This window comes from Mesorhizobium sp. P2_E7 (assembly GCF_056403855.1).
Window position 1 is genome coordinate 1,796,477 of the sequence record NZ_JBFUER010000001.1, and the last position, 21,023, is coordinate 1,817,499.

Annotated in this window: 21 protein-coding genes; 11 read left to right on the forward strand and 10 right to left on the reverse strand. The window is 62.0% G+C overall.

What is annotated here, in order from left to right; all coding sequences use genetic code 11:
- The first annotated feature begins 21 nt into the window (after positions 1-21).
- Positions 22-1,329, forward strand: a complete 1,308-nt coding sequence (locus AC1DYC_RS09130) for a M24 family metallopeptidase (protein ID WP_477408225.1) — start codon at positions 22-24, stop codon at positions 1,327-1,329.
- On the opposite strand, the gene AC1DYC_RS09135 is transcribed toward AC1DYC_RS09130, so the two are convergent.
- Both AC1DYC_RS09135 and AC1DYC_RS09140 read right to left on the reverse strand, forming a co-directional pair.
- On the reverse strand, positions 1,294-2,121 hold the full coding sequence (locus tag AC1DYC_RS09135; protein WP_477405610.1) for a phosphate/phosphite/phosphonate ABC transporter substrate-binding protein: 828 nt from the start codon (positions 2,119-2,121) through the stop codon (positions 1,294-1,296). The two genes, AC1DYC_RS09130 and AC1DYC_RS09135, sit on opposite strands and share 36 nt — an antisense overlap.
- Positions 2,122-2,212: 91 nt before the next feature.
- Positions 2,213-3,223 carry a fatty acid desaturase gene (locus tag AC1DYC_RS09140; protein WP_477405612.1) on the reverse strand — a complete coding sequence of 337 codons (1,011 nt, stop codon included), beginning with the start codon at positions 3,221-3,223 and terminating at the stop codon, positions 2,213-2,215.
- A gap of 230 nt (positions 3,224-3,453) precedes the next feature.
- Here AC1DYC_RS09140 and AC1DYC_RS09145 point away from each other — a divergent pair, with 230 nt between their 5' ends.
- From AC1DYC_RS09145 to bmt, 3 genes are all read left to right on the forward strand, one after another.
- Positions 3,454-4,311, forward strand: a complete 858-nt coding sequence (locus tag AC1DYC_RS09145) for a helix-turn-helix domain-containing protein (protein ID WP_477405614.1) — start codon at positions 3,454-3,456, stop codon at positions 4,309-4,311.
- A 140-nt stretch (positions 4,312-4,451) separates the two neighbouring features.
- The gene (locus AC1DYC_RS09150; protein ID WP_477405616.1) at positions 4,452-6,215 is read left to right on the forward strand and encodes an adenylate/guanylate cyclase domain-containing protein; all 1,764 of its coding nucleotides are present in this window, start codon (positions 4,452-4,454) and stop codon (positions 6,213-6,215) included.
- 211 nt (positions 6,216-6,426) lie between these two features.
- Positions 6,427-7,449, forward strand: coding sequence for a betaine--homocysteine S-methyltransferase (bmt, locus tag AC1DYC_RS09155; RefSeq protein WP_477405618.1), 1,023 nt, complete (start codon positions 6,427-6,429; stop codon positions 7,447-7,449).
- A 92-nt stretch (positions 7,450-7,541) separates the two neighbouring features.
- Here bmt and AC1DYC_RS09160 read toward each other — a convergent pair whose 3' ends face one another.
- The 7 genes from AC1DYC_RS09160 to AC1DYC_RS09190 form a co-directional block, all read right to left on the reverse strand.
- A complete protein-coding gene (locus AC1DYC_RS09160) occupies positions 7,542-7,733 on the reverse strand; it encodes a hypothetical protein (RefSeq protein ID WP_477405620.1) in 192 nt (63 codons plus the stop codon).
- A gap of 337 nt (positions 7,734-8,070) precedes the next feature.
- Positions 8,071-10,209, reverse strand: a complete 2,139-nt coding sequence (locus AC1DYC_RS09165; RefSeq protein ID WP_477405622.1) for a vWA domain-containing protein — start codon at positions 10,207-10,209, stop codon at positions 8,071-8,073.
- A gap of 2 nt (positions 10,210-10,211) precedes the next feature.
- Positions 10,212-10,772, reverse strand: a complete 561-nt coding sequence (locus tag AC1DYC_RS09170) for an RNA polymerase sigma factor (protein ID WP_477405624.1) — start codon at positions 10,770-10,772, stop codon at positions 10,212-10,214.
- Positions 10,773-10,851: 79 nt separating this feature from the next.
- Positions 10,852-12,030, reverse strand: a complete 1,179-nt coding sequence (locus AC1DYC_RS09175; protein WP_477405626.1) for a BaiN/RdsA family NAD(P)/FAD-dependent oxidoreductase — start codon at positions 12,028-12,030, stop codon at positions 10,852-10,854.
- Positions 12,031-12,123: 93 nt separating this feature from the next.
- Positions 12,124-12,861 (reverse strand): dienelactone hydrolase family protein, encoded by a 738-nt coding sequence (locus tag AC1DYC_RS09180; protein ID WP_477405628.1) that lies wholly within the window; start codon positions 12,859-12,861, stop codon positions 12,124-12,126.
- A gap of 106 nt (positions 12,862-12,967) precedes the next feature.
- The gene (locus AC1DYC_RS09185) at positions 12,968-13,654 is read right to left on the reverse strand and encodes a hypothetical protein (RefSeq protein ID WP_477307400.1); all 687 of its coding nucleotides are present in this window, start codon (positions 13,652-13,654) and stop codon (positions 12,968-12,970) included.
- Between the two features lie 89 nt (positions 13,655-13,743).
- Positions 13,744-15,318, reverse strand: coding sequence for a trimethylamine methyltransferase family protein (locus AC1DYC_RS09190; protein WP_477405630.1), 1,575 nt, complete (start codon positions 15,316-15,318; stop codon positions 13,744-13,746).
- A gap of 262 nt (positions 15,319-15,580) precedes the next feature.
- Here AC1DYC_RS09190 and AC1DYC_RS09195 point away from each other — a divergent pair, with 262 nt between their 5' ends.
- Positions 15,581-16,279, forward strand: a complete 699-nt coding sequence (locus AC1DYC_RS09195) for a corrinoid protein (protein WP_027029468.1) — start codon at positions 15,581-15,583, stop codon at positions 16,277-16,279.
- 89 nt (positions 16,280-16,368) lie between these two features.
- Here the strand turns inward: AC1DYC_RS09195 and AC1DYC_RS09200 are convergent, their stop codons facing one another.
- The gene (locus tag AC1DYC_RS09200) at positions 16,369-16,509 is read right to left on the reverse strand and encodes an entericidin A/B family lipoprotein (protein ID WP_023670401.1); all 141 of its coding nucleotides are present in this window, start codon (positions 16,507-16,509) and stop codon (positions 16,369-16,371) included.
- Positions 16,510-16,574: 65 nt separating this feature from the next.
- On the opposite strand from AC1DYC_RS09200, the gene AC1DYC_RS09205 reads away from it, so the two are divergent.
- From AC1DYC_RS09205 to AC1DYC_RS09230, 6 genes are all read left to right on the forward strand, one after another.
- Positions 16,575-17,204 (forward strand): DUF1638 domain-containing protein, encoded by a 630-nt coding sequence (locus tag AC1DYC_RS09205; RefSeq protein ID WP_477405632.1) that lies wholly within the window; start codon positions 16,575-16,577, stop codon positions 17,202-17,204.
- A gap of 113 nt (positions 17,205-17,317) precedes the next feature.
- Positions 17,318-17,893: a DUF4893 domain-containing protein gene (locus AC1DYC_RS09210; protein WP_477405634.1), complete on the forward strand. Its 576-nt coding sequence runs from the start codon at positions 17,318-17,320 to the stop codon at positions 17,891-17,893.
- Between the two features lie 120 nt (positions 17,894-18,013).
- On the forward strand, positions 18,014-18,796 hold the full coding sequence (locus AC1DYC_RS09215; RefSeq protein ID WP_477405636.1) for a formyl transferase: 783 nt from the start codon (positions 18,014-18,016) through the stop codon (positions 18,794-18,796).
- A gap of 192 nt (positions 18,797-18,988) precedes the next feature.
- Positions 18,989-19,291: a virulence factor gene (locus AC1DYC_RS09220; RefSeq protein WP_477405638.1), complete on the forward strand. Its 303-nt coding sequence runs from the start codon at positions 18,989-18,991 to the stop codon at positions 19,289-19,291.
- The gene (locus AC1DYC_RS09225; RefSeq protein ID WP_477405640.1) at positions 19,284-19,880 is read left to right on the forward strand and encodes a methylenetetrahydrofolate reductase C-terminal domain-containing protein; all 597 of its coding nucleotides are present in this window, start codon (positions 19,284-19,286) and stop codon (positions 19,878-19,880) included. Before AC1DYC_RS09220 ends, AC1DYC_RS09225 begins: the two co-directional genes overlap by 8 nt.
- A complete protein-coding gene (locus tag AC1DYC_RS09230; RefSeq protein ID WP_477405642.1) occupies positions 19,877-20,968 on the forward strand; it encodes a methylenetetrahydrofolate reductase in 1,092 nt (363 codons plus the stop codon). Before AC1DYC_RS09225 ends, AC1DYC_RS09230 begins: the two co-directional genes overlap by 4 nt.
- The last annotated feature ends 55 nt before the right edge of the window (positions 20,969-21,023 follow it).

Consider the following 21,023-nt stretch of genomic DNA (forward strand, 5'->3'; position numbering starts at 1 on the left):
TTCGGTCGTCACCGCAAGATCATGCCGTTCGAACCGGGCTCGGTCGAGGCCTTGCGCGACGCCTCGCGCCAGAAGGCGGCGTCGCTGAACCAGCATGTGCTGGGCTATGGCGCGCAAGCTGAATCCGAATGGCAAGCCGCAGGCATCGCAGCACCCGACCTTGCCGCGATGCGCAAATACCGGCTCGAGCGCATCCGCGCCGAGCTGAAGCGCCGAAACTATGCCGGCGCCCTCCTCTACGACCCCGTCAACATCCGCTACGCCACCGATTCGACCAACATGCAGCTGTGGGTCGCGCACAACCCGACCCGCCACTGCTTCGTCGCTGCCGAAGGACCGGTGGTGCTGTTCGACTATTTCTCCTGCGAGCATCTGTCCGACCATTCCGGCGTCGTCGACGAGGTGCGGCCGGCAGTGTCGTGGATGTATCTCTATGGCGGCGAACTGACCGAACAGAAAGTCCGCCGCTGGGCCGCCGGCATCGCCGATCTGGTCAGGGAACATGGTGGCGGCAACAGCCGCATCGCCGTCGACCACATCAATCCCGAAGGCGTCGAGGAACTCGCCCGGCTCGGCATTGCCATCGGCAATGGCGAGGCGGTGATGGAAAATGCGCGGCTGATCAAATCGCCCGACGAGATCCTCGCCATGCGCCGCGCCATCGTCGCCTGCGAGGCTGCGATGGGCGAGATGGAAGCGGCGTTGAAGCCGGGCATCTCCGAAAACGAGCTATGGGCCGAACTCCACCGCGGCAACATTGCGCGCGGCGGCGAATGGATCGAGACCCGGCTGCTGTCGTCGGGGCCGCGGACCAATCCGTGGTTCCAGGAATGTTCATCACGCGTCATCGAGGAAGGCGACCTCGTCGCCTTCGACACCGATTTGGTCGGCCCTTACGGCTTCTGCGCCGATCTCTCACGCACCTTTCTTTGCGGCGACGCCAGGCCGTCGAACGAGCAGCGCGACCTCTTCCGCATCGCCGCCGACCAGATCGCCCGCAACACGCAACTGATGCAGCCCGGCATCTCCTTCCGTGACCTGGTCGAACGCTCCGCGGTGCCGCCGGGAGACTGCTTCCCGACGCGCTACGGCGTGCTCTATCACGGCGTCGGGCTGGCCGACGAATATCCGACCCTGCCGCATGCCAGCGACTGGACGCCGGACACGCCCGACGGCGTGCTGGAGCCGGGCATGGTGCTGTGCGTGGAAAGCTATATCGGCAGGCTTGGCGGACACGAGGGCGTCAAGATCGAGGAGCAGATCCTGATCACCGAGACGGGCAACGAGCAGCTTTCAACCTACCCGTTGGATGCGAGGCTGCTCGGCTAGTGCGGCAAGCGCCTCGCGCAGCGCCTTGAGCGTCTTTTCCGGCGTCGTCCTGGCGGTGATGTAGGGCAGGCCTTTACGCCGTGCGGTCCAACCGACAACAGCGACGTCGCGCGCCGCCTGCTCGAAACGCTGCGCCAGCGCCCAGCTCTCGCAGTCGATTGCCGCGATATCCGCCTCGCCCTCGGCCACTGTGACGATCGAGCTGCGATGGCCGCCACTTTCGCTGCGCGACGAAAAGATATCCAGACTTTCGCCGGCGGCTTGCAGGTCGCGCGTCAATCCGATGACGCCCGACATCGAATCGAGATTGTTGAAGGTAAAGCGCTTGCCACGCATGAGATCGAGCGGCAGCGAGGCTTTGCCATCGGCGGGCGAGCGAACTTCCGGCCCCGCGCTTGTCCGCATTACCAATGCGCTCGAATAGAGTTCGCCTTGACCGCCCTCGTAAGCGTCGTAGCTCGGCTGTCCGACCACCTGCACCTGTCTGGACAGGCCCAACTCCATCGGCCCCCAGCAGGTCTGCGCGAGCAGCAACGCCGGATGCAGCCACAACTGGTGATAGTCGAGTTCGTTCGGCGGCAATGTCGCCGGATCGGGCGCGATCAGTCTGCCCTCGCCGTCGTGGATGCCGCCCGGCACCGGCGGCAGGTCGCCATTGCGGCGCACGATGGCCTGCGGCGCATCGATGCCATTTTTTCGGAAGGCTTCCCGCAACCCGGCCCATTGCGCGTCGACCTCGTCGCGCACTTCGGGCCAGTCATACATCGGCAAAGCCGCAACCAATTCATTCATGCCGACACTCAATCATCATGTCTGGAAAAAGGATCGCAAAAACGCGGCGTCCAATCAGAATTGGCCGACACGGGTCCCCAGATGCCCGAAATTATTCCTTGGGTGGCTCGGCGGGAACCGGCGCGCTGCCAAGCCCGCTGATGCTACGCGCCCTGACGCGCGGCTTGAACGCCCTGCCCGGCTCGGCCTGGCGCCGCAACACCGGGTGCACGATCGGCTCCTTGGCCTTGAAGGCGTAGGCTTTGATCAGCGCGAAATAGTTCGGATAGGCATAGCCGTTGTTCATCCGCAGCCACTCGTCGCGGCGGTCGCGAAACAGTTTTGGCAGTCTGTACCAGGCCACCGTCGGGGTCTTGTGGTGGACAAAATGCAGATTGTTGTTGAGGAACAGGTACGACAGCGGCGAGCGCTCGATGATCACTGTGCGCCCCTCCGGATGCTCGGACCACTGATGCTCGGCGAAAGTGCGGACGGCGATCAGCGACTGGCCGAGCCAGACCGGCGCCAGAATGTAGAGCCATACGGGGATGCCGAAGCCGAACTGCACGACCGGCAGCACGATGGCGAGGCCGATCGCATGCAGCAGCCATGCCTTGCGGATCGCCTTGTCGCCGGCAATGACATGCTTGGCGTCGTCGATGAAGAAACCGATGCAGGACAGCCACGGGCCGAGGAAGAACCGGCCGGCCATGGTGTTGTTGATCTTGAGCAGGAACTTCATCGTCGGCGGCAGATCGTCATGCATCCACAGCGCCTGGTAATAGCTCTCGGGATCGTCGAGCGGGTCGGTCAGCCGCTCGTCGGCGTGGTGGCGCAGATGAAGCGTCTTGAAGCGACGGAACGGCCAGACCAGGCCGATCGGCAGGAAGACGAAGGCTTCATTGATCAGCGCGTTGCGTGTCGGATGGCCATGCAGCACTTCGTGCATGATCGACGACTGCAAGGCCAGGATGAAACCGAGGAGAATGAGGGCGGGGATCGGATACGAGGGCCAAAGCAGGAGCCCGACAGCAAGCCACGTCCCGTAACAGAAGAAAGCGAGAACCACGGTCGGCCATTCGATGGCCGCTGCGTTGCGTCGCTTGATGCTCTTGCCTGCCATGCTATCGACCACTGTCCCTCAGTCGCCGGAACCCCAATTGGTTCCTGACAGCATAATGTCAGGAGAAGCGATTCCACTCAACGAGACAAAGTGTACAAAATGTTGCATTTGCGCATTTTTGACCGCACATGTTACACATTGTAAACAACCTTAGGGATTCATTTACGCCTGGAGTGCTGATTCGACGGCTCTGGCGCAAATTTTTCCTCAAATAGCCTAGGGAACGAACAGTGGACAAACGGGATCTGTCAGCCATCTTTCGGGAGCGTCTGAAGCTGCTCCTGACACGGTCCGACCTCAACCAGTCGGCCTTCGCGTCAGCAGTCGGCATCGACCGGTCGGCGCTGTCGCAACTGATGTCCGGCGCCTCGACCCGCCTGCCGCGCGCAGAGACGCTGCTCAACATCGCCGCTGAATTCAAGATCTCGCTGGACTGGCTGCTTGGCCTCAGCCAGGACGAAGGCGTCACCGGTGAAATCCGCGAAAGCCTGGAGATCGAGGAAGCGCCGGACGGTTTCGACCGCACGCTGCTGGCCAAATGGTTCGCGGAAGCCGCGGGCACCAAGATCCGCTATGTGCCGGCCGGCATTCCCGACCTTCTGCGCACCCACCAGCTGGTCGACTATGAGGCCAACATCACCAATCGCAGCCGTCTGGCGCAGGCCAGCGAGACGCAGTACCGCATAGAATACAACAGGCGCCCGGAGACCGATATGGAGGTCTGCATGCCGCGCCACACACTGGAGATCTTTGCCCGCGGCCTCGGCGTCTGGGACCGTTTTCCCGAGGCAGACCGGCGGCAGCAGCTCGCCCACATGGCGACGCTGCTTGACGATCTCTATCCGACCTTCCGGCTGTTTCTCTATGACGGCCGCATGCGCTACTCGATCCCGCTGACCATCTTCGGTCCCTACCGCGCCGCCATCTATGTCGGCGACATGTATGTGGTGCTGAACGCCACCCAGCCGGTGCAGGCGCTGACCCAGCATTTCGACAATCTGATCCGCGCCGCCGACGTCAACCCGCACGAAGCAGCCGCCTTTGCACGCAATCTGGCCGGCGCATCATTCCCGTCGGGTTCTGCCTGATCGCCGACACTCCCGGAAAGGGGTAAGTGTCAGTTTGAATTCGAGATTACGAGACCCATACGCGACGTTCCGGCTCGTGGACTCTGCCGGCGGTCGCCCTTACAATCCTTGTCCTGTTGCTCTTGAAAGCAATGCACTACATGACCGAAGGACGCGTCCAACGCCGTCTTGCCGCAATCCTGGCCGCTGACGTGGTGGGTTATACGCGCCTGATGGGCAGCGACGAGGCCGGCACACTTGACGAACTGACGACGATACGGGCCTACCTTATCGACCCAAAGATGGCCGAGCACCAAGGCCGCATCTTCAAAACGGCTGGCGACGGCATCCTCGCCGAGTTTCCAAGTGTCGTGAACGCCGTGGCTTGTGCCGTTGCCATGCAGCGTGCCATGTCGGTTCACAACGCAGACTTGTCCGAGGACCGAAAGATACAATTCCGCATTGGGATCAACCTCGGCGACGTAATCGTCGAGGATGACGATCTCTTCGGTGACGGCGTAAACGTGGCGGCAAGGCTCGAGGGTATCGCTCCCATCGGAGGTGTCATGGTTTCGGGCACCGTACGAGACCATCTCGGAAACCGGCTTGACCTGCAATTCGACGACAACGGTGAGCAGACACTTAAAAATATTGAGCGCCCTGTGCGAGCTTATGTGGTGCGTCTCGACGGTCCCGGAGCGACCCACACTTCGCCGACCTCGCTTGCTGATAAGCCCTCCATCGCTTTGCTGCCGTTCGTCAATATGAGCGACGACCGTCAGCAAGACTACTTTGCGGATGGTATTACAGAAAACGTCATCACCGGATTGTCTCGGTTTCGCGATCTTTTCGTCATCGCGAGCAATTCGACATTTGCTTACAAGGGCAAAGCCACGAAGATACAGGATGCCAGCCGGGAGCTGGGTGCCCGCTATATCCTAGAGGGCAGCGTACAGCGGTCGAAGGACCGTGTCCGGGTTACTGCCCAGCTCATTGACGGCAAGACTGGGCGGCACCTTTGGGCAGAGCGCTACGACCGAGGCATCGATGACATCTTTGCCGTGCAGGACGATGTCACCGAAAGAATAATTGGCAGTTTAGCCACAGCGTACGGAGGCCGTCTGTTAAAGGCGTGGCAAGAGCGCCCGGAAGTCGCGGGGACACGGAACTTTGAGGCCCTGGACTATTTCGTGCGCGGCATGGAGTCTCTCAACCGTTATACAAAAGAGGACAACTTGCGAGCCCGCGAACTCTTTGAGAGGGCGGGTGAACTCGATCCGAAGTTCGGAAAAGCGTTTGCGAAGCTCGCTTGGACGCACTTGATCGACGCAAGCGACGGTTGGAGCGAGAATCCCGAGGCCTCACTGGCAAATGGCCTGAAATACGCCAATTTGGCGATCGAACGCGACGACGCCGAGGCATGGGGGCATTACGCCCTCGCAGGGCATTGCCTATTTTGCCGACAATACGAACGCGCTATCATTGAGTATCAACGCGCCCTTGAGCTCAATCCAAATGATGCCGACGTGCTGTTGGATTTTGGTTCCTGCCTAAGCTATTGCGGGAGGGCACAGGAAGGCCTTGAGACGGCGCAAAAAGCCATGCGTCTCAACCCTCACTACCCCGAGTGGTACATTCTACAGATTGGCCAGATTTACTACGACGTTCGCAGATATCATGAAGCGATTGCGGCGTTGGAAGGTCTACGAACCCTCGACACCGTATACCAACACTTATACCTGGCAGCGAGCTACGCGGCTTTAGGGAGCGAAGACGAAGCGCAGCAGGCAATTGAGCATGTTTTGCAGCTGGAGCCACGAGCCACAATCACGATGAGAACGACCTCGGACATGGCGCCATACAAGAATTCAAGTGACTTGGAACATCTTCGCGAAAACTTGCGCAAGGCAGGCCTGCCCGAATGAGAGAAAGCTCGCACTCACCTTGAAGGGCTGCAATGGCGCTCTTGCTCGTTCCGATCTGCGAGACCAATGGCAACGTTCCGCCACTAGCCGAAATTCAAACTGAGACTATCGAAAGGCGCGCAGAGCGGCAACCGCGGGCCGCAAACACATTGACTGGACATAAAGACTTCTTTATATCCTTATTCCATTCGAAAATCTGAAAGCCGATCCGATGACCGCAACCAATCCCATCGACGCATTGCTGGCCGAAAAGGGTGTGCTGCTCGCCGACGGCGCCACCGGCACCAATCTGTTCGCCATGGGTCTGGAGGCCGGCGAAGCGCCCGAGCTGCTCAACGAGACAGCGCCTGACACCATCACCAGCCTGCACCAGAATTTCGTCGATGCCGGCGCCGACATCATTCTTACCAACTCGTTCGGCGGCACCCGCCACCGGCTGAAGCTGCACCACGCGCAGGATCGCGTGCATGCGCTGAACAAGCGCGCCGCCGAGATCGCCCGTGCTGTCGCCGACAAGGCCGGCAGAAAAGTCATCGTCGCCGGCTCGGTCGGCCCAACAGGCGAGTTGCTGGTGCCGCTTGGCGCCATGACCTATGACGAGGCGGTCGAGGCCTTTGCCGAACAGATCGAGGGTCTGAAGGAAGGCGGCGCCGAAGTCGCCTGGATCGAAACCATGTCGGCGCCGGACGAAATCCGCGCCGCCGCCGAAGCCGCCATCCGCGTCGGCCTGCCCTACACCTATACCGGCTCCTTCGACACTGCCGGCCGCACCATGATGGGGCTGCTGCCCAGGGATATCCATGGCGTCGTCGACGGGCTGTCGCAAAACCCGCTCGGTGTCGGCGCCAATTGCGGTGTCGGCGCTTCCGACATCCTGGCCTCGCTGCTCGACATGACCGATGCGAGGCCGGAGGCGACGGTGATCGTCAAGGGCAATTGCGGCATTCCGGAGTTCCGCGGCACCGAGATCCATTATTCCGGCACGCCGGAGCTGATGGCCGACTATGTCAGGCTGGCGGTCGATGCCGGCGCCAAGATCGTCGGCGGCTGCTGCGGCACCTCGTTCCAGCACCTTGCCGCCATGCGCAAGGCACTCGACGCGCACACCAAGGCGGATCGTCCGACCGTTGCCGCGATCGTCGAGCGCATCGGTCCGATGCGCAACAAGGTGGCGACGGAAAACACCGCCGAGACCAGCGAAGCCCGCCGCGAGCGCCGTCGCAGCCGTGCCTGATATCCAATGCATGTCGCTCAAAAGTGTCTGCGGTTTTGAGAGAACGACATGCATAAAACAGGGGCCTAAAGCGCGCCGGCGCGCTTTAGGAGTTAGTCGCTGTTTTCAGCGTAACGCGATAGCGCCGTCTTGAAATCCACGACGGTGCTGTCGGCGTTTCCGCTCATCGTCGTCACCAAGTCACCCGATGACTCCGGATTGCCGATCTGCTCCAGCATGACGCGGAAGCGGTCGTTGTTCAGCGCCGACATCGCCGTGGTCCTGGCCGCGGCCACATCATTCATGATGCGCCGAGATTCCGCCGAAGGCGCCTGCGAAGCGGTCGACTGAACGTCCCTTGCTGCCGGCATCGAAGTCGCAATGTATCTGATCTGCAATTCGGCCCCCAAAGCCCTGTATTAGCTCGTCGTAACAAGAGGAAATTGCGATCCGGTTCCGGAATTGCCGCACAATTTAACGATCCGGCACATCACCCTTTGTTCGAGGCGCTCACCCAAATACCACCAGGCCCGAAAAAAGGCCGGCAAGGGAAAGATCCCTCGCCGGCCTGCCTCACCCGCCCGTAGCCGGTTCCCCCGTATCAGAACGACCCCCGTCTGAAAGGAGCCGGCTGTATTGCCACTACCGGTTACCGCCCAGCGCCGAGGCAAGGCGCACAAGCGAAAGGAACTCGGACCTGTACCCAAACGGGTCGGCTCCTCGGGCGGCGGTGGCAATCTCCATGATCTTGTCGTAGCCGAACTTCGCGGTCGCATCCTCGTCGCGCAGCTTCTGGCCAAAGGCGGCGACAGCGACGGAGAAACGCTGGTCGGTGCTGGCCTGGTCGAAGGACTCGACCTCGTTGGCCGAGGTCACCGGCGTGGTGATCAGCTTCGAGACGTCTTCGTTCGGCAGCTTGTAGCGGATCTTCACGAAGGCATATTCGTCAGCATTGGCGACGCCACCATTGTTCACCGTGGCCTGGCCGTAGCGCAGCGGATCGATCTGTTCGCCACCACTGCCCTTCGGCGTGATCTCATAGATCGCGGTGACCGAATGGCCCGAGCCGATATCGCCGGCATCGACGCGATCATTGTTGAAATCCTCGCGGTTCAAGGCGCGGGTTTCATAGCCGATCAGCCGGTATTCCGAGACCTTGTTCGGATTGAACTCGACCTGGATTTTGACGTCCTTGGCGATGGTGAACAGCGTCGAGGAGGCATCCTCGACCAGGACCTTCTCGGCCTCGGCCAACGTGTCGATATAGGCGGCGGTGCCGTTGCCGTTCTGGGCGATGGTCTGCATCATCTGGTCGTTCAGATTGCCGCGTCCGAAGCCGAACACCGACAGGAACACGCCCGTCTTGCGCTCCTGCTCGATCAACCGCTTCAGGTCCTCGTCATCAGTCTGGCCGACATTGAAGTCGCCGTCTGTGGCCAGCATCACACGGTTGATGCCGTCCTTGACGAAGGACTGCTGGGCAAGCTTGTAGGCTTCCTTGATACCCGCCTCGCCGGCCGTCGAGCCGCCAGGCGACAGATTGTCGATCGCATTGAGGATCTTGTCCTTCTCGGTGACCTTGGTTGGTATCAGCACCGTGCCGGCATCACCGGCATAGGTGACGATCGAGATGGTGTCGTCAGCCTTCAGCTTGCTGACCAGCAGCCGGAAAGCCGACTTGAGCAGCGGCAGCTTGTCCGGCTCGTCCATCGAACCCGAGACGTCGATCAGGAACACCAGGTTGGCCTTGGGCTGCTCGACCGGCTTGATGTCAAAACCCTTGATGGCGACGTGCATCAGCTTGGTGTGCCCGTTCCACGGCGTCGGCATCACGCTGACGGTCGAATTAAACGGCGTCGAAGCCGAATCCGGACCCTTCCAGTCATAGGGGAAGTAATTGACCATCTCCTCGACGCGCACCGTATCGGCCTGCGGGAGGTAGCCCTGCTTCAGCGAGCCCCGCACGAAGGAGTAGGAAGCGGTGTCGACGTCGATCGAGAAGGTCGAGACCGGATCCTGAAGGGCCGCATGCACCGGATTGGTCTTGAAATCCTCGACGCGGTCGCGGTTTGGCTCCTGCGGTGCAATCTGGTCGGCCGGCATCGTTGAGGGCTGCTGCGGCGCCATCAGCTTGGACTCGGCGGCCCCCTGGACACGGCTGGCGCGCGCGGCATCGGCCGCTGGCGCAGGTGGTACCATTTGCATGATAACTCGGCCACCCGATGGCGCGGCCTCGGTGTTTGGCGCAGGCTCGGGCGCCTGCTGGTTAGTCTGCAAAGTGCCGTACTCGGCTTCGTTCACCTTCGCCGCAGCCTCGGTCTTCGGGGGCGCGGTCGGCGCGACAAGCGCGTCGTTGACGTCGCGGCTTCGCACTTCGGCATCCGCATCGGCCTTCTTCAGGTCGCCTTCGGGCGCCTGCTTGTCTTTTGCCGGCGCATTGGTTGCCGGCTTGTCTGCCAGCGTTTCGGTGATCTTCTCGTCGCCGCCGAACGGCGACGGCTGTTCCCTCAGCATGTGGAAGGTGGCGTATCCGGCGATCGGCAGGGCGACGAGCCCGGCAATGGCCGGCGTGGCGATGAGTTTCTTTTGCATGATCTCGCTCCAGAGCTTTTGTGCTCGCTCTGTGAGACGAAGCCCGCCAACCGATCCTTGGGTGACGGCGGAAATATTTTCCTGATCATAGGCGCGCATGGCGGCTTCGAAGGCGCGTGCCTTCGCGCTCTCGCCCGGCGCCGGTACTGCTGCGTCGCGCAGCCTGTTGAGTTCGTTGTCGTCGACCATGGTCACACTTCCCCGGCTGAACGCATCAACGTCTTCAGCCGTTTCTTCGCTTCATGGATGTGCCAGGAAACCGTCGTCTCCGAGATTGCCATCGCCTCGGCGGCGGCCGCATGGCTCAAACCTTCGCCATAGACCAGAAGTACGGCATCGCGCTGCTTGTCCGGCAATTGCCGCACCGCAGCCCAGAGCGCTTCAGCGGGATCTTCGGGCTCGGCCGAGGCCTCTCCCGATATCATGCTGTAGGCGCCGTAGGCCTCGGTCTTGACGTTTTCGCGCGTGGTCTTGCGCATCATGTCGCGCGCCGCATTCATCGTCACGGAATAAAGCCATGTCGTGAACGCGCCGCCGCCGCGATAGTCGCGAATGGCCTTGCCGAGCCGGACGCAAACTTCCTGGGCAATGTCTTCGGCATCGGCCTTTTTTCCGCACCAGCGATAGGCGGCGCGATAGACGAAGTCGTAGTGCCGCTCCAGCAATTTGCCGAAGGCACCCCTGTCTCCGCCCTTCGCCCGCCCGATCAACTCGGCGTCGGAGGCTTCGCTCTCATCCAGCATCATCGCCATCATTTGCCTGTAGGACGAAGGCTAATGGCCAATCCTTGGGGTTATGGAAAGATTTTTTTCAGGCAGGCGCTTTTTGAAACTAGACGGCTTGTCCCGCCACCCAACCGGACGACCACGCCCACTGGAAATTGTAGCCGCCAAGCCAGCCCGTGACATCGACGACTTCGCCGATGAAAAACAGTCCCGGCACGGATTTCGCCTGCATCGTCTTCTGGTCGAGCCCGTTGGTGTCGACGCCGCCAAGCGTCACTTCGGCGGTGCGATAGCCCTCGGAGCCGGCCGGCTTGATACGCCAGTCATTGACGGCGGCCCCGACGGTTTTCATCTGCAGGTCTGTCAGATCAGCGAGATTGCCATCGATCCCGCTGCGCTCGGCAACCGCTTGCGCAAGGCGCTTCGGCAGATGATTGGCCAGCACCGTCTGCACCGCTTGCCTGCCGTTGACGCGCCGGGCAGTGCGCAGCAGCTCGGCCACATCCCTCCCCGGCAGCATGGCGATACGGATCTCGTCACCCTCACGCCAATAGGACGATATTTGCAGGATGGACGGCCCGCTCAGGCCGCGATGGGTAAACAGCATCGCCTCCGAAAACCGCTTCCTGCCGCAAGAGACGTCAGCGTCGACGGCGTTGCCGGCCAAAGGCGCCAGCCGCTCGAGCGTCCTGGCGTCGAAGGTCAGCGGCACCAGAGCCGGGCGGGTTTCCACCACCGCCAGGCTGAATTGCGCCGCAAGCTCGTAGCCGAAACCCGTCGCGCCCATCTTGGGGATCGACTTGCCGCCGCAAGCAACGACCAGCGATTGGCAGGCGACCGTTCCACTGGTGAGCGAAAGCACAAACCCTTCCACGGTCTTGGTGACATCCCGGACCTCGGTCGACAATGCCAATTCCACGCCCCGGTCCCGCATCTCCGCGACCAGCATGCCGATGATCTGCTGCGCCGAGCCATCGCAAAACAGCTGTCCAAGCGTCTTCTCGTGATGGGCGATGCCATGGCGTTCGACGAGCGCGATGAAATCGCGCTGCGTGTAGCGGCTCAGCGCCGAGATGCAGAAATGCGGATTGCCGGAGAGAAAATTCTTCGGGCTGGTATGGATGTTGGTGAAATTGCAGCGGCCACCGCCCGAGATGCGGATCTTTTCGCCGGGCTTTGCCGCGTGATCGAGCACCAGAACCGAGCGACCGCGCTTGCCCGCCTCGATGGCGCACATCATTCCGGCCGCACCCGCGCCGATCACCACGACATCATAGGATTGCATCAGGCTGTTCGTTCCCGCTCGACTGGTGGCGTTGGCAGGCCGCGCCAATCGTGCAGTCTCTACCCGTTCGTTGCGACTGCAGGCAACGCCTCGTTAGATCAGCGTCTCGGCGAACAGTGTCGTCAATCGCTTCCAGTGACGTTCGGCGCCGGTGGCGTTGAAGACGCTGTGGTCCGAAACGCACCAGCCATGCGCCATGCCGGCGTAGTTTTCGATGGCATGGTCGACTTCCGCCACGCGCAGCGCCTCGGCCAGCCGCGCTGATTGCTCCGGCGGAAAGCTGCGATCGACTCCCGATGTTCCGACATAGACGCGCGCCTTGATCGAGGCAGCCTTGCGGTGCGGACTGTCGGCGGCATCGCTTGCCAGATTGCCACCGTGGAAGCTGGCGGCGGCCTTTATCCGGTCGGGATAGGTTGCAGCGGCATTCAAGGCCCGCGCCCCGCCCATGCAGTAACCGACGGTGCCGACCTGTCCGGTGACACCTTCAGCAGAGAGCGTGTCGAGAAACGCCCCGCTGTCGCGGATGGTCATGTCCTGTGTCGTGCCATGGACCAACGCCGTCAGCGCGACCTTGGTCTCCTCCACGACGAAAGCGGTCTTGGGCTCGAACGGCCCGTAGGGTGCCTTGCGATAGAAAAGATCCGGCACCAGCACCGCGTAGCCCTCGCCTGCAAGCCGCTCCGCCATTGCGTCGAGCGCCGGCCGCGGGCCGAAAGCGTCCATGTAGAGAATGATGCCGGCCTTGGCCGGGGAAGCGGCCGCCGGACGGAACAACCCCGCTGTCGCAACGCCGTCCTCGGTCTTTATCTCAATGTCCTGCTTCGCCATGGCCCGCTCCGTTGACTGTCGTGCGATACATATCCGCAGGCATTGTCAGGGCAAGCTGTTCCCTGACAATTGCGTTCAACATTCTGTGCGGGCGTTTAACACCCCGCTAGAGGCCGGCAAAGCTCGCCATGTGAAAGGCCTGAACCTCAGGGGGATAGCGATAGGCCGTGCCATACGGACAAGCGTTGCGGTCGAGGCAGCCACCGCCCCGACACGGTTCGCCATTCGCTCCCCGCACATGCGCCAGGCACGCCTCATAGGCGAAGCCGTCCACGGAATAGGCATCCACCGGACAGGATTTCAGGCAAGGTTTTTCGACACATGCGTCGCAAAGGTGAATCACCTCGCGAGGTTCCGGAAGCGCGATCGCATCCTCGAACAGCAGCGCGCCGCGATAGGCGTGCCAGAGCCCGTATTTCGGATGCATGAGAATACCGAGCGGCGACGGTTTCAGCCCTTCGGCCCGCATCGCCCATTGCTGGAACGGCAAATACGGCTTGTCGGATGGCGAAACCGCGCGCGCGCCAAATTTTTCCGCAACCGCGCCGATCACCTCGCGCGACCATGTGTCGAGCGGGTTGGCGATGACCTCCGGTTGCCGTTCGCGCCAGCGCTGGAAATGCAACCAGGGTGCCGCACCCGCCTGTCCGACCAGAAGGGTTGACTTGGCGGCTGCGCCTGAAACGGCAAGGGGAACCTCCTCGCCTGCCGCGAAGTTGAACCCGCCGCGAAGAATGAGGCCGTTGGCGGAAAGCGCGGCCGCTATCTCGTCAGCGGTGCCGCGCGCAATCATCCCTTCTGGTCCGGGTCGGAGAAAGCGCTCCGCCAGACTTCCTTGTGGATGATGTTGGCGACTTTAGCCCCGCCTGACTCGGGCTCCTTTCAAGTGAAGGCGTCAGCCATCGACGCCTTCTTCGTCGCGATGTAGTCCTTCAACCCGTCGTCGATGCCCGGATCGAGATACGGCGCCTCGTAGCTTTCCAGCCAGCGGCGAGCGAGATCGTTGGCGCGCTGCGGTGCGGTCTTCTCGCCCTCGGCCAGCCACTGCTCGTAGGAATTGTTGTCGGCGATGCTGGAGCGGTAGAAGGCGGTCTGGAAATTCGCCTGCGTGTGGTCGCAGCCGAGATAGTGGCTGCCCGGCCCGACCTGGCGGATGGCGTCCATCGCCTGGCCGTTTTCCGACAGGTCGACACCTTCGGCGAACTTCTGCTGCATGCCGAGCTGGTCGATATCCATCATGAATTTCTCGTAGCAGGACGCCAGTCCACCTTCGAGCCAGCCGGCCGAATGCAGCACGAAATTGGTGCCGGCCAGAATGGTCGAGTTCAGCGTGTTGGCGCTTTCATAGGCGGCTTGCGCGTCCGGAACCTTGGAGGCGCAGAGCGAGCCGCCGGTGCGGAACGGCAGGCCGAGCCGGCGGGCGAGCTGTGCCGCACCATAGGAGACCAGCGACGGCTCCGGCGTGCCGAAGGTCGGCGCGCCCGACTGCATCGAGATCGACGAGGCGAAGGTGCCGAACAGCACCGGCGCACCGGGCCGGATCAGCTGCGTGAACGAGGCGCCGGCCAGCACTTCGGCCAGAACCTGCGTCAGCGTGCCGGCGACCGTCACCGGGCTCATCGCGCCGGCAAGGATGAACGGCGTGACGATGCAGGCCTGGTTGTGGCGCGAATAGACTTTCAGCGCGCCGAGCATGGTTTCGTCGAACACCATCGGCGAGTTGGCGTTGATCAGGCTGGTCAGCACGGTGTTGTTTTCGACGAAATCGTCGCCAAACACGATCTTGGCCATGGCGACGGTGTCTTCGGCCCGCTCCGGCGCCGTGACCGAACCCATGAACGGCTTGTCCGAATACTTTATGTGCGAATAGACCATGTCGAGATGGCGCTTGTTGACCGGCACGTCAACCGGCTCGCACACCGTGCCGCCTGAATGGTGGATGGACGGCGCCATATAGGCGAGCTTCACGAAATTCTGGAAATCCTCGATCGTCGCATAGCGCCTGACACCGTCGAGATCGCGCACGAAGGGCGGGCCATAGACCGGCGCGAAAACGGTGGCGTTACCGCCGATCTGCACCGAACGTTCGGAATTGCGCGCATGCTGGGTGTAGATGGGCGGCGCGGTCTTCAGCAGCGAACGGCACAGCCCTTTGGGAAAATGCACGCGCTCGCCCTTGACGTCCGCGCCGGCCTCTTTCCACAGCTGCAGCGCCTCGGCGTCGTCGCGGAAGATGATGCCGATCTCTTCCAGCACCGTGTCGGTGTTGTTTTCGATGATCGCCAGGCCTTCCTCGTTGAGGACCTCATAGATGTTGATCTTGCGCTTGATGTAGGTGAGCTGCGTGCCCGGTCCGCCGCCCGAGCGCGCCGCGCGCCTTGCCGCCGCGCCGCCGCTGGCCGCACGCCCGCGTCGCGCATTGGACGCTTCCTGGTCGACTGACGCGTTCTCACTCATGATCGTTTTCCCTAAAAAACCGTTTGCGACCGCATATCGCGGCTTCTCGCCCGGATCGTAGCCATGCACCCTATTGGAAACGGCCCGCCAGCGCCAACGCCTGTCGCAAAATCGACAAGAATTCCAATAGATTTTGCGGTCGCTTTCCTTTTGCGGGAAGTCGCAAATCAGCTATGGATACACGCCCCCGCCGGGTTAGGTATTGACGCGATAAATTTGAGCCGCCGCGATCTCATCCCGCGCGGCAAGGAGCCTGAGAAAAATGTCCGACGACGAGATCATCCTCTCCGAGCTTTCCGACGACGAGTTGGTGCAGCAGATGCACGACGATCTCTATGACGGGCTGAAGGAAGAGATCGAGGAAGGCACCAACATCCTGCTCGAGCGCGGCTGGGTACCCTACAAGGTGCTGACCGAGGCGCTGGTCGAAGGCATGCGCATCGTCGGCGAGGACTTTCGCGACGGCATCCTGTTCGTTCCGGAAGTGCTGCTGTCGGCCAATGCCATGAAGGCCGGCATGTTCATCCTGCGCCCGCTGCTCGCCGCCACCGGCGCGCCCAAGCAGGGCAAGATGGTGATCGGCACCGTCAAGGGCGACATTCACGACATCGGCAAGAACCTCGTCGGCATGATGATGGAAGGCGCCGGCTTCGACGTCATCGATCTCGGCATCAACAATGCGGTCGAAAAATACCTCGACGCCATTGAGCAGCACCAGCCTGACATCATCGGCATGTCGGCGCTTTTGACCACCACCATGCCCTACATGAAGGTCGTCATCGACACGATGAAGGAAAAGGGCATCCGCGACGACTATGTCGTGCTGGTCGGCGGTGCGCCTCTCAACGAGGAATTCGGCAAGGCGGTTGGCGCCGACGCCTATTGCCGCGACGCGGCGGTGGCGGTCGAGACCGCCAAGGACTTTATGAAGCGCAAGCACAACGTGCGCGCTTCAGCCTGATCTTTTCAGCAAGGCGTCTGGCCAACAATCGAAAGCCGCGCCTTGCAGCGCGGCTTTTTTGTTCCCAGCTATTGGAACGGATGGCGGCGTCAGGGTTTGGTGACGGTGTCGTCGACGGCTTTCGCGGTCGATTTGATATCCCGGCCGACGCCGCGGACGGTGTTGGCGCAGGCTGTAAGAGCCAGGACGCAAGCAAGGATTGCGATCGGCGCAACGCGTAACAGTTTCATGGACGGTTTATCCCTCTCTCGATAGATTCGCCCCACAGCAACGAAGGCCGCTTCGACCGGGTTCCATGGTCAGGAAACAAAAAACGAATCCGAATCAAGACGACAGGCTGCTGGTCATCGCCTGCGGAATGATTGCGCGCGAAGTTTTGGCCGTCAAGGAGCAGCTCAAGCTCGACCATCTCGACCTGACCTGCCTGCCGGCGGAGTTCCATTTCTACCCCGACCGCATCGCGCCGGCCATGGACAAGGCGATCGAAAAGGCCAAGGCGGACGGCTACAGCAACATCTTCGTCGGCTATGCCGATTGCGGCACCGGCGGCCTGCTCGACCGCGTGCTGGAGAAGCACGGCGTCGAGCGCATGGCCGGCCCGCACTGCTTTGCCTTCTACCAGGGCATGAAGGCCTATGCGAAGGTCGCCGACGACGACATGATGTCGTTCTACATGACCGATTTCCTCTGCCGCCAGTTCGATGCCTTCTTCATGAAGCCGCTTGGCCTCGACAAGCATCCCGAGCTGATCAAGGACTATTTCGGCAACTACGAGAAGCTGGTCTACATCGCCCAGACCGACGACCCGGAGCTCGACAAGGTTGCCGAGAAGGCCGCAGCCCTGCTCGGTCTCGCCTATGAGCGCCGCTCGACTGGCTATGGCGATCTGACAGGCGAGCTCGCGCGGGCAGCAGCACACGCCTGAAGCGATTCTTGACCCGCGATGCTGTCAAATATGGATGACAGACCGCCGCGAACGGGTAAGTTGTGCGCCCAAGCAATGGGCTGATTCAGCCATCAGAACACGGAAACGTCCGGATGACCCCTCGCCTCCTGTTCGCCGCCCTTGGCCTCCTCTGCCTCTCTCTGCCCGCTCATGCCGACGGCGAGGTGCAGAAGATCATCACGCCGGCCGACAAGGTGCGCCTCGACAAATATGGCGAGACCCGCAAGGCGGCCCTAGCCGAGGCGAAAGCGGGTGACCCCGCAGAAGTCAGCCAGCTCGACGCGTTGCTGGCGAAGCCGCTGGTCGCCTTTTCCGACAAGGATCTGACCGGCAACTGGCAATGCCGCACCATCAAGGTCGGCGGCATCAGCCCGCTGGTCATCTATGGCTGGTTCAAGTGCAAGGTCACGGATGACGGCTCCGGCTGGCGGCTGGAAAAGATCAGCGGCTCGCAGCGCACCACCGGCCGTTTCTTCGATGATGGCGAAAAGCGTTCCATCTATCTCGGTTCCGGCTATGTCAATGACAACAAGCCGAAGCGCTATGGCAGCGGCCCGGAAAGCGACCAGGTCGGCTACGCCTTCCGCAACAGCACCAATGAGTGGCGCATCGAATTCCCGGCGCCCTACTACGAATCGCATCTCGACATCATGGAATTGAAGCGCTGATCCACGAGCTTTTCGCCGTCGGGGCGGCTGGCGCGGTCATCAAGATTTAACCCTGCCCGGCACAGAATTGAGCCAGGTAGCGCACGGGAAGACGGTTGCGCGCCGGCAAGAAGGCGCGCCATGGCTGCAGCGATTGGGAAAAGCACTGCGATCGTCGTTGTCACCGAAGGCGGTCCACACATCTGGGCCATCGTCAACGCCATCGCCGACCGGCTCGGCCCTGTCAGCGTCATCCTCGAAAGCCCTGAATCCAAAAAGCAATTGCTGCTCGGCCGCGCTCGCCGCCAGGGCTGGCTTCTAGCCATGGGCCAGCTCGGCACGATGGTGCTGACCAGGCTCGGCAAGCGCTTCTTCGCCGGCCATGCGGCGCGGCTGATTACCGAACAGAAACTTGAGACCGAGCCGAAGCCGGGACAAAAGATTATCCACGTCTCTTCGGCCAACGCGCCGGATTGCCTGCAGGCGATCACCGATATCCGGCCGGGCGTGGTGCTGCTCGCCGGCTGTCGGCTCTTATCCCGGCAGACACTGGCGAAAATGCCTTGCCCGGTGCTCAACTATCACGCCGGCATCGCGCCGAAATACCGCGGCATGAATGGCGGCTACTGGGCGCTGGCTTCTGGCGACCTGCAAAATTTCGGCACCACCGTTCATCTGGTCGATGCTGGCGTCGACACCGGCGGCGTGCTGAAACAGGCGCGCGGCAAACCTGAGCCCGGCGACACCATTTCGAGCTATGCGTTGCGCCAGGCGGCCTTCTCACGCGACATCTGCGTCGAGGCGGTCCGCGATGCGCTAGCCGGCAAGCTTGTCACGATCGACCCCGGCCTGCCGTCGAAACAATGGTACCACCCGACGATCTGGTTCTATCTCTGGACCGGTCTCACCAAGCGGGTCTGGTAGCCGGGTTTCGCCCGCGAATCTCGCCTTTCTTTTTGCGACTCCCAATAGCGTCGCTTTTGAATGCGCGCGCGTCGTCCCATAACAAGCAGCCCCACTGCGCATCCGGCAATGCTCGCTCCTGCTGAATAGAGTGGCCGAGCGTCCTTCATGCGTCCAAGCGGACGCACTGCGCTCGGCAGGGAGTGAGAATTCATGGCCGATCTGATCGTCGTCTACTGGCGCGACATCCCAGCCCAGGTCATCGTCAAGAAAGGCCGGCAGAACGCCAAGCGCGAACTGCCGCTGCGTTTCACCGAGGCGATCGACATGTGCGCGATGCGCACCGGCGCCGGTGGCACCGACGACTATCTCGCCGAATGGCGCAAGGCCGAACCGGTTCCGGTCGGCGACGATCTCGAGGCCGAGGTCGAGAAGGCTTTCAGCGACATCGACGCAAAATACGACCGCGAGCGGCTGGTCGCTCTGGTCAAGGCGGGCGGGAAAGAACATGTCTGAGACGCAACCGGCGGTTACCCAGGCCACCCTGGTCAAGAAGGCAGCGCCGAAATCCGACTACAAGCCGGCCGATGTGTCGCCGCAGCGGCGCGTCCAGCGCTCGTTTGCAGTCAGGCTATGGTCGATACGCCATTCGCGCCTGCTCGAATGGTTCTACTCCAGATTCGCCGACATGTTCCTGCTTCTCCACCCTTTGTGGAAAGGCCTTGGCTACGGGCGCGTCGAAGCCCCGGTCAAGTTCGTCGAGAAGCGCGTCAAAGGCTTCATGTTCGACTGCCGCATGTGCGGCCAGTGCATCCTGTCGTCGACCGGCATGTCGTGCCCGATGAATTGCCCCAAGCAGCTGCGCAACGGCCCTTGCGGCGGCGTGCGCGCCAACGGCAATTGCGAGGTCGAGCCCGATATGCCGTGCGTCTGGGTCAAGGCCTGGGAAGGCTCGCAGAACATGAAGCATGGCGACAAGATCCTGACCGTGCAGAAGCCGGTTGACCAGTCGCTGCGCGAAACATCGGCCTGGCTGCGGGTGACCGCGCAGTCGGCAGCAGCCCGCGAAGCCGCGGCCAATGCCAAACCCGGAGCCGCCGCATGATCGCCCGCCAGCGCGACGAGAACCCGGCCGGCATCCATCTGCCGCTCGACCCCCTGCCCGGTCACTCCTCTCGCGGCCGGCTGGAGCGCGTGTTGCGACGTGGCGAGTTCGCCGTGACCACCGAGCTCAACCCGCCCGACAGCGCCGATCCGGAAGACGTCTATAACAGGGCGAAAATCTTCGACGGCTGGGTCGACGCCATCAATGCCGTCGATGCCTCCGGCGCCAACTGCCACATGTCGTCGGTCGGCATCTGCGCGCTGCTTACCCGCATGGGCTACGCCCCGATCATGCAGATCGCCTGCCGCGACAGGAACCGCATCGCCATCCAGGGCGACGTTCTGGGCGGTGCTGCGATGGGCGTCGCCAATATGCTGTGCCTCACTGGCGACGGCGTGCAGGCCGGCGACCAGCCCGGCGCCAAGCCGGTGTTCGACCTCGATTCCATGTCGCTGCTCGAGACCTGCCGCATCATGCGCGACAACGGCAAGTTCCTGTCCGGCCGAAAGCTGACGACGCCGCCGCAAATTTTCCTGGGCGCCGCCGTCAATCCGTTCGCGCCGCCTTTCGATTTCCGCCCGATCCATCTCGGCAAGAAGATCGCCGCCGGCGCGCAGTTCGTGCAGACGCAGTACTGCTTCGACGTGCCGATGTTCAGAACCTTCATGCAGAAGGCGCGCGATCTCGGCCATACCGAAAAGGTGTTCATCCTGTGCGGCGTCGGCCCGCTGGCCTCGGCCAAGACGGCCAAATGGATCCGCTCCAACGTGCCCGGCATCCATATTCCGGACGCGATCATCAAGCGGCTGGAAGGCGCGCAGGACCAGAAGAAGGAAGGCAAGCAGCTCTGCACCGACATCATCAACGAGGTGAAGGAAATCCCAGGCGTCTCCGGTATCCATGTGATGGCCTACCGCCAGGAGGAATATGTCGCCGAGATCGTCGATGAATCAGGCGTGCTGAAGGGCCGCCAGCCTTGGAAACGTGAGATCCGCCACGACGACCAGATGGTCGCCGACCGGCTCGACCGCATATTGCATGACGAGATTACCGAAACACAGGTGGACATGGTAAAGACCGCGCACTAAGCCCGGCCGAGCACCAGACCTGGAACGAAACCAGACACGATATAAAGAAGCACTT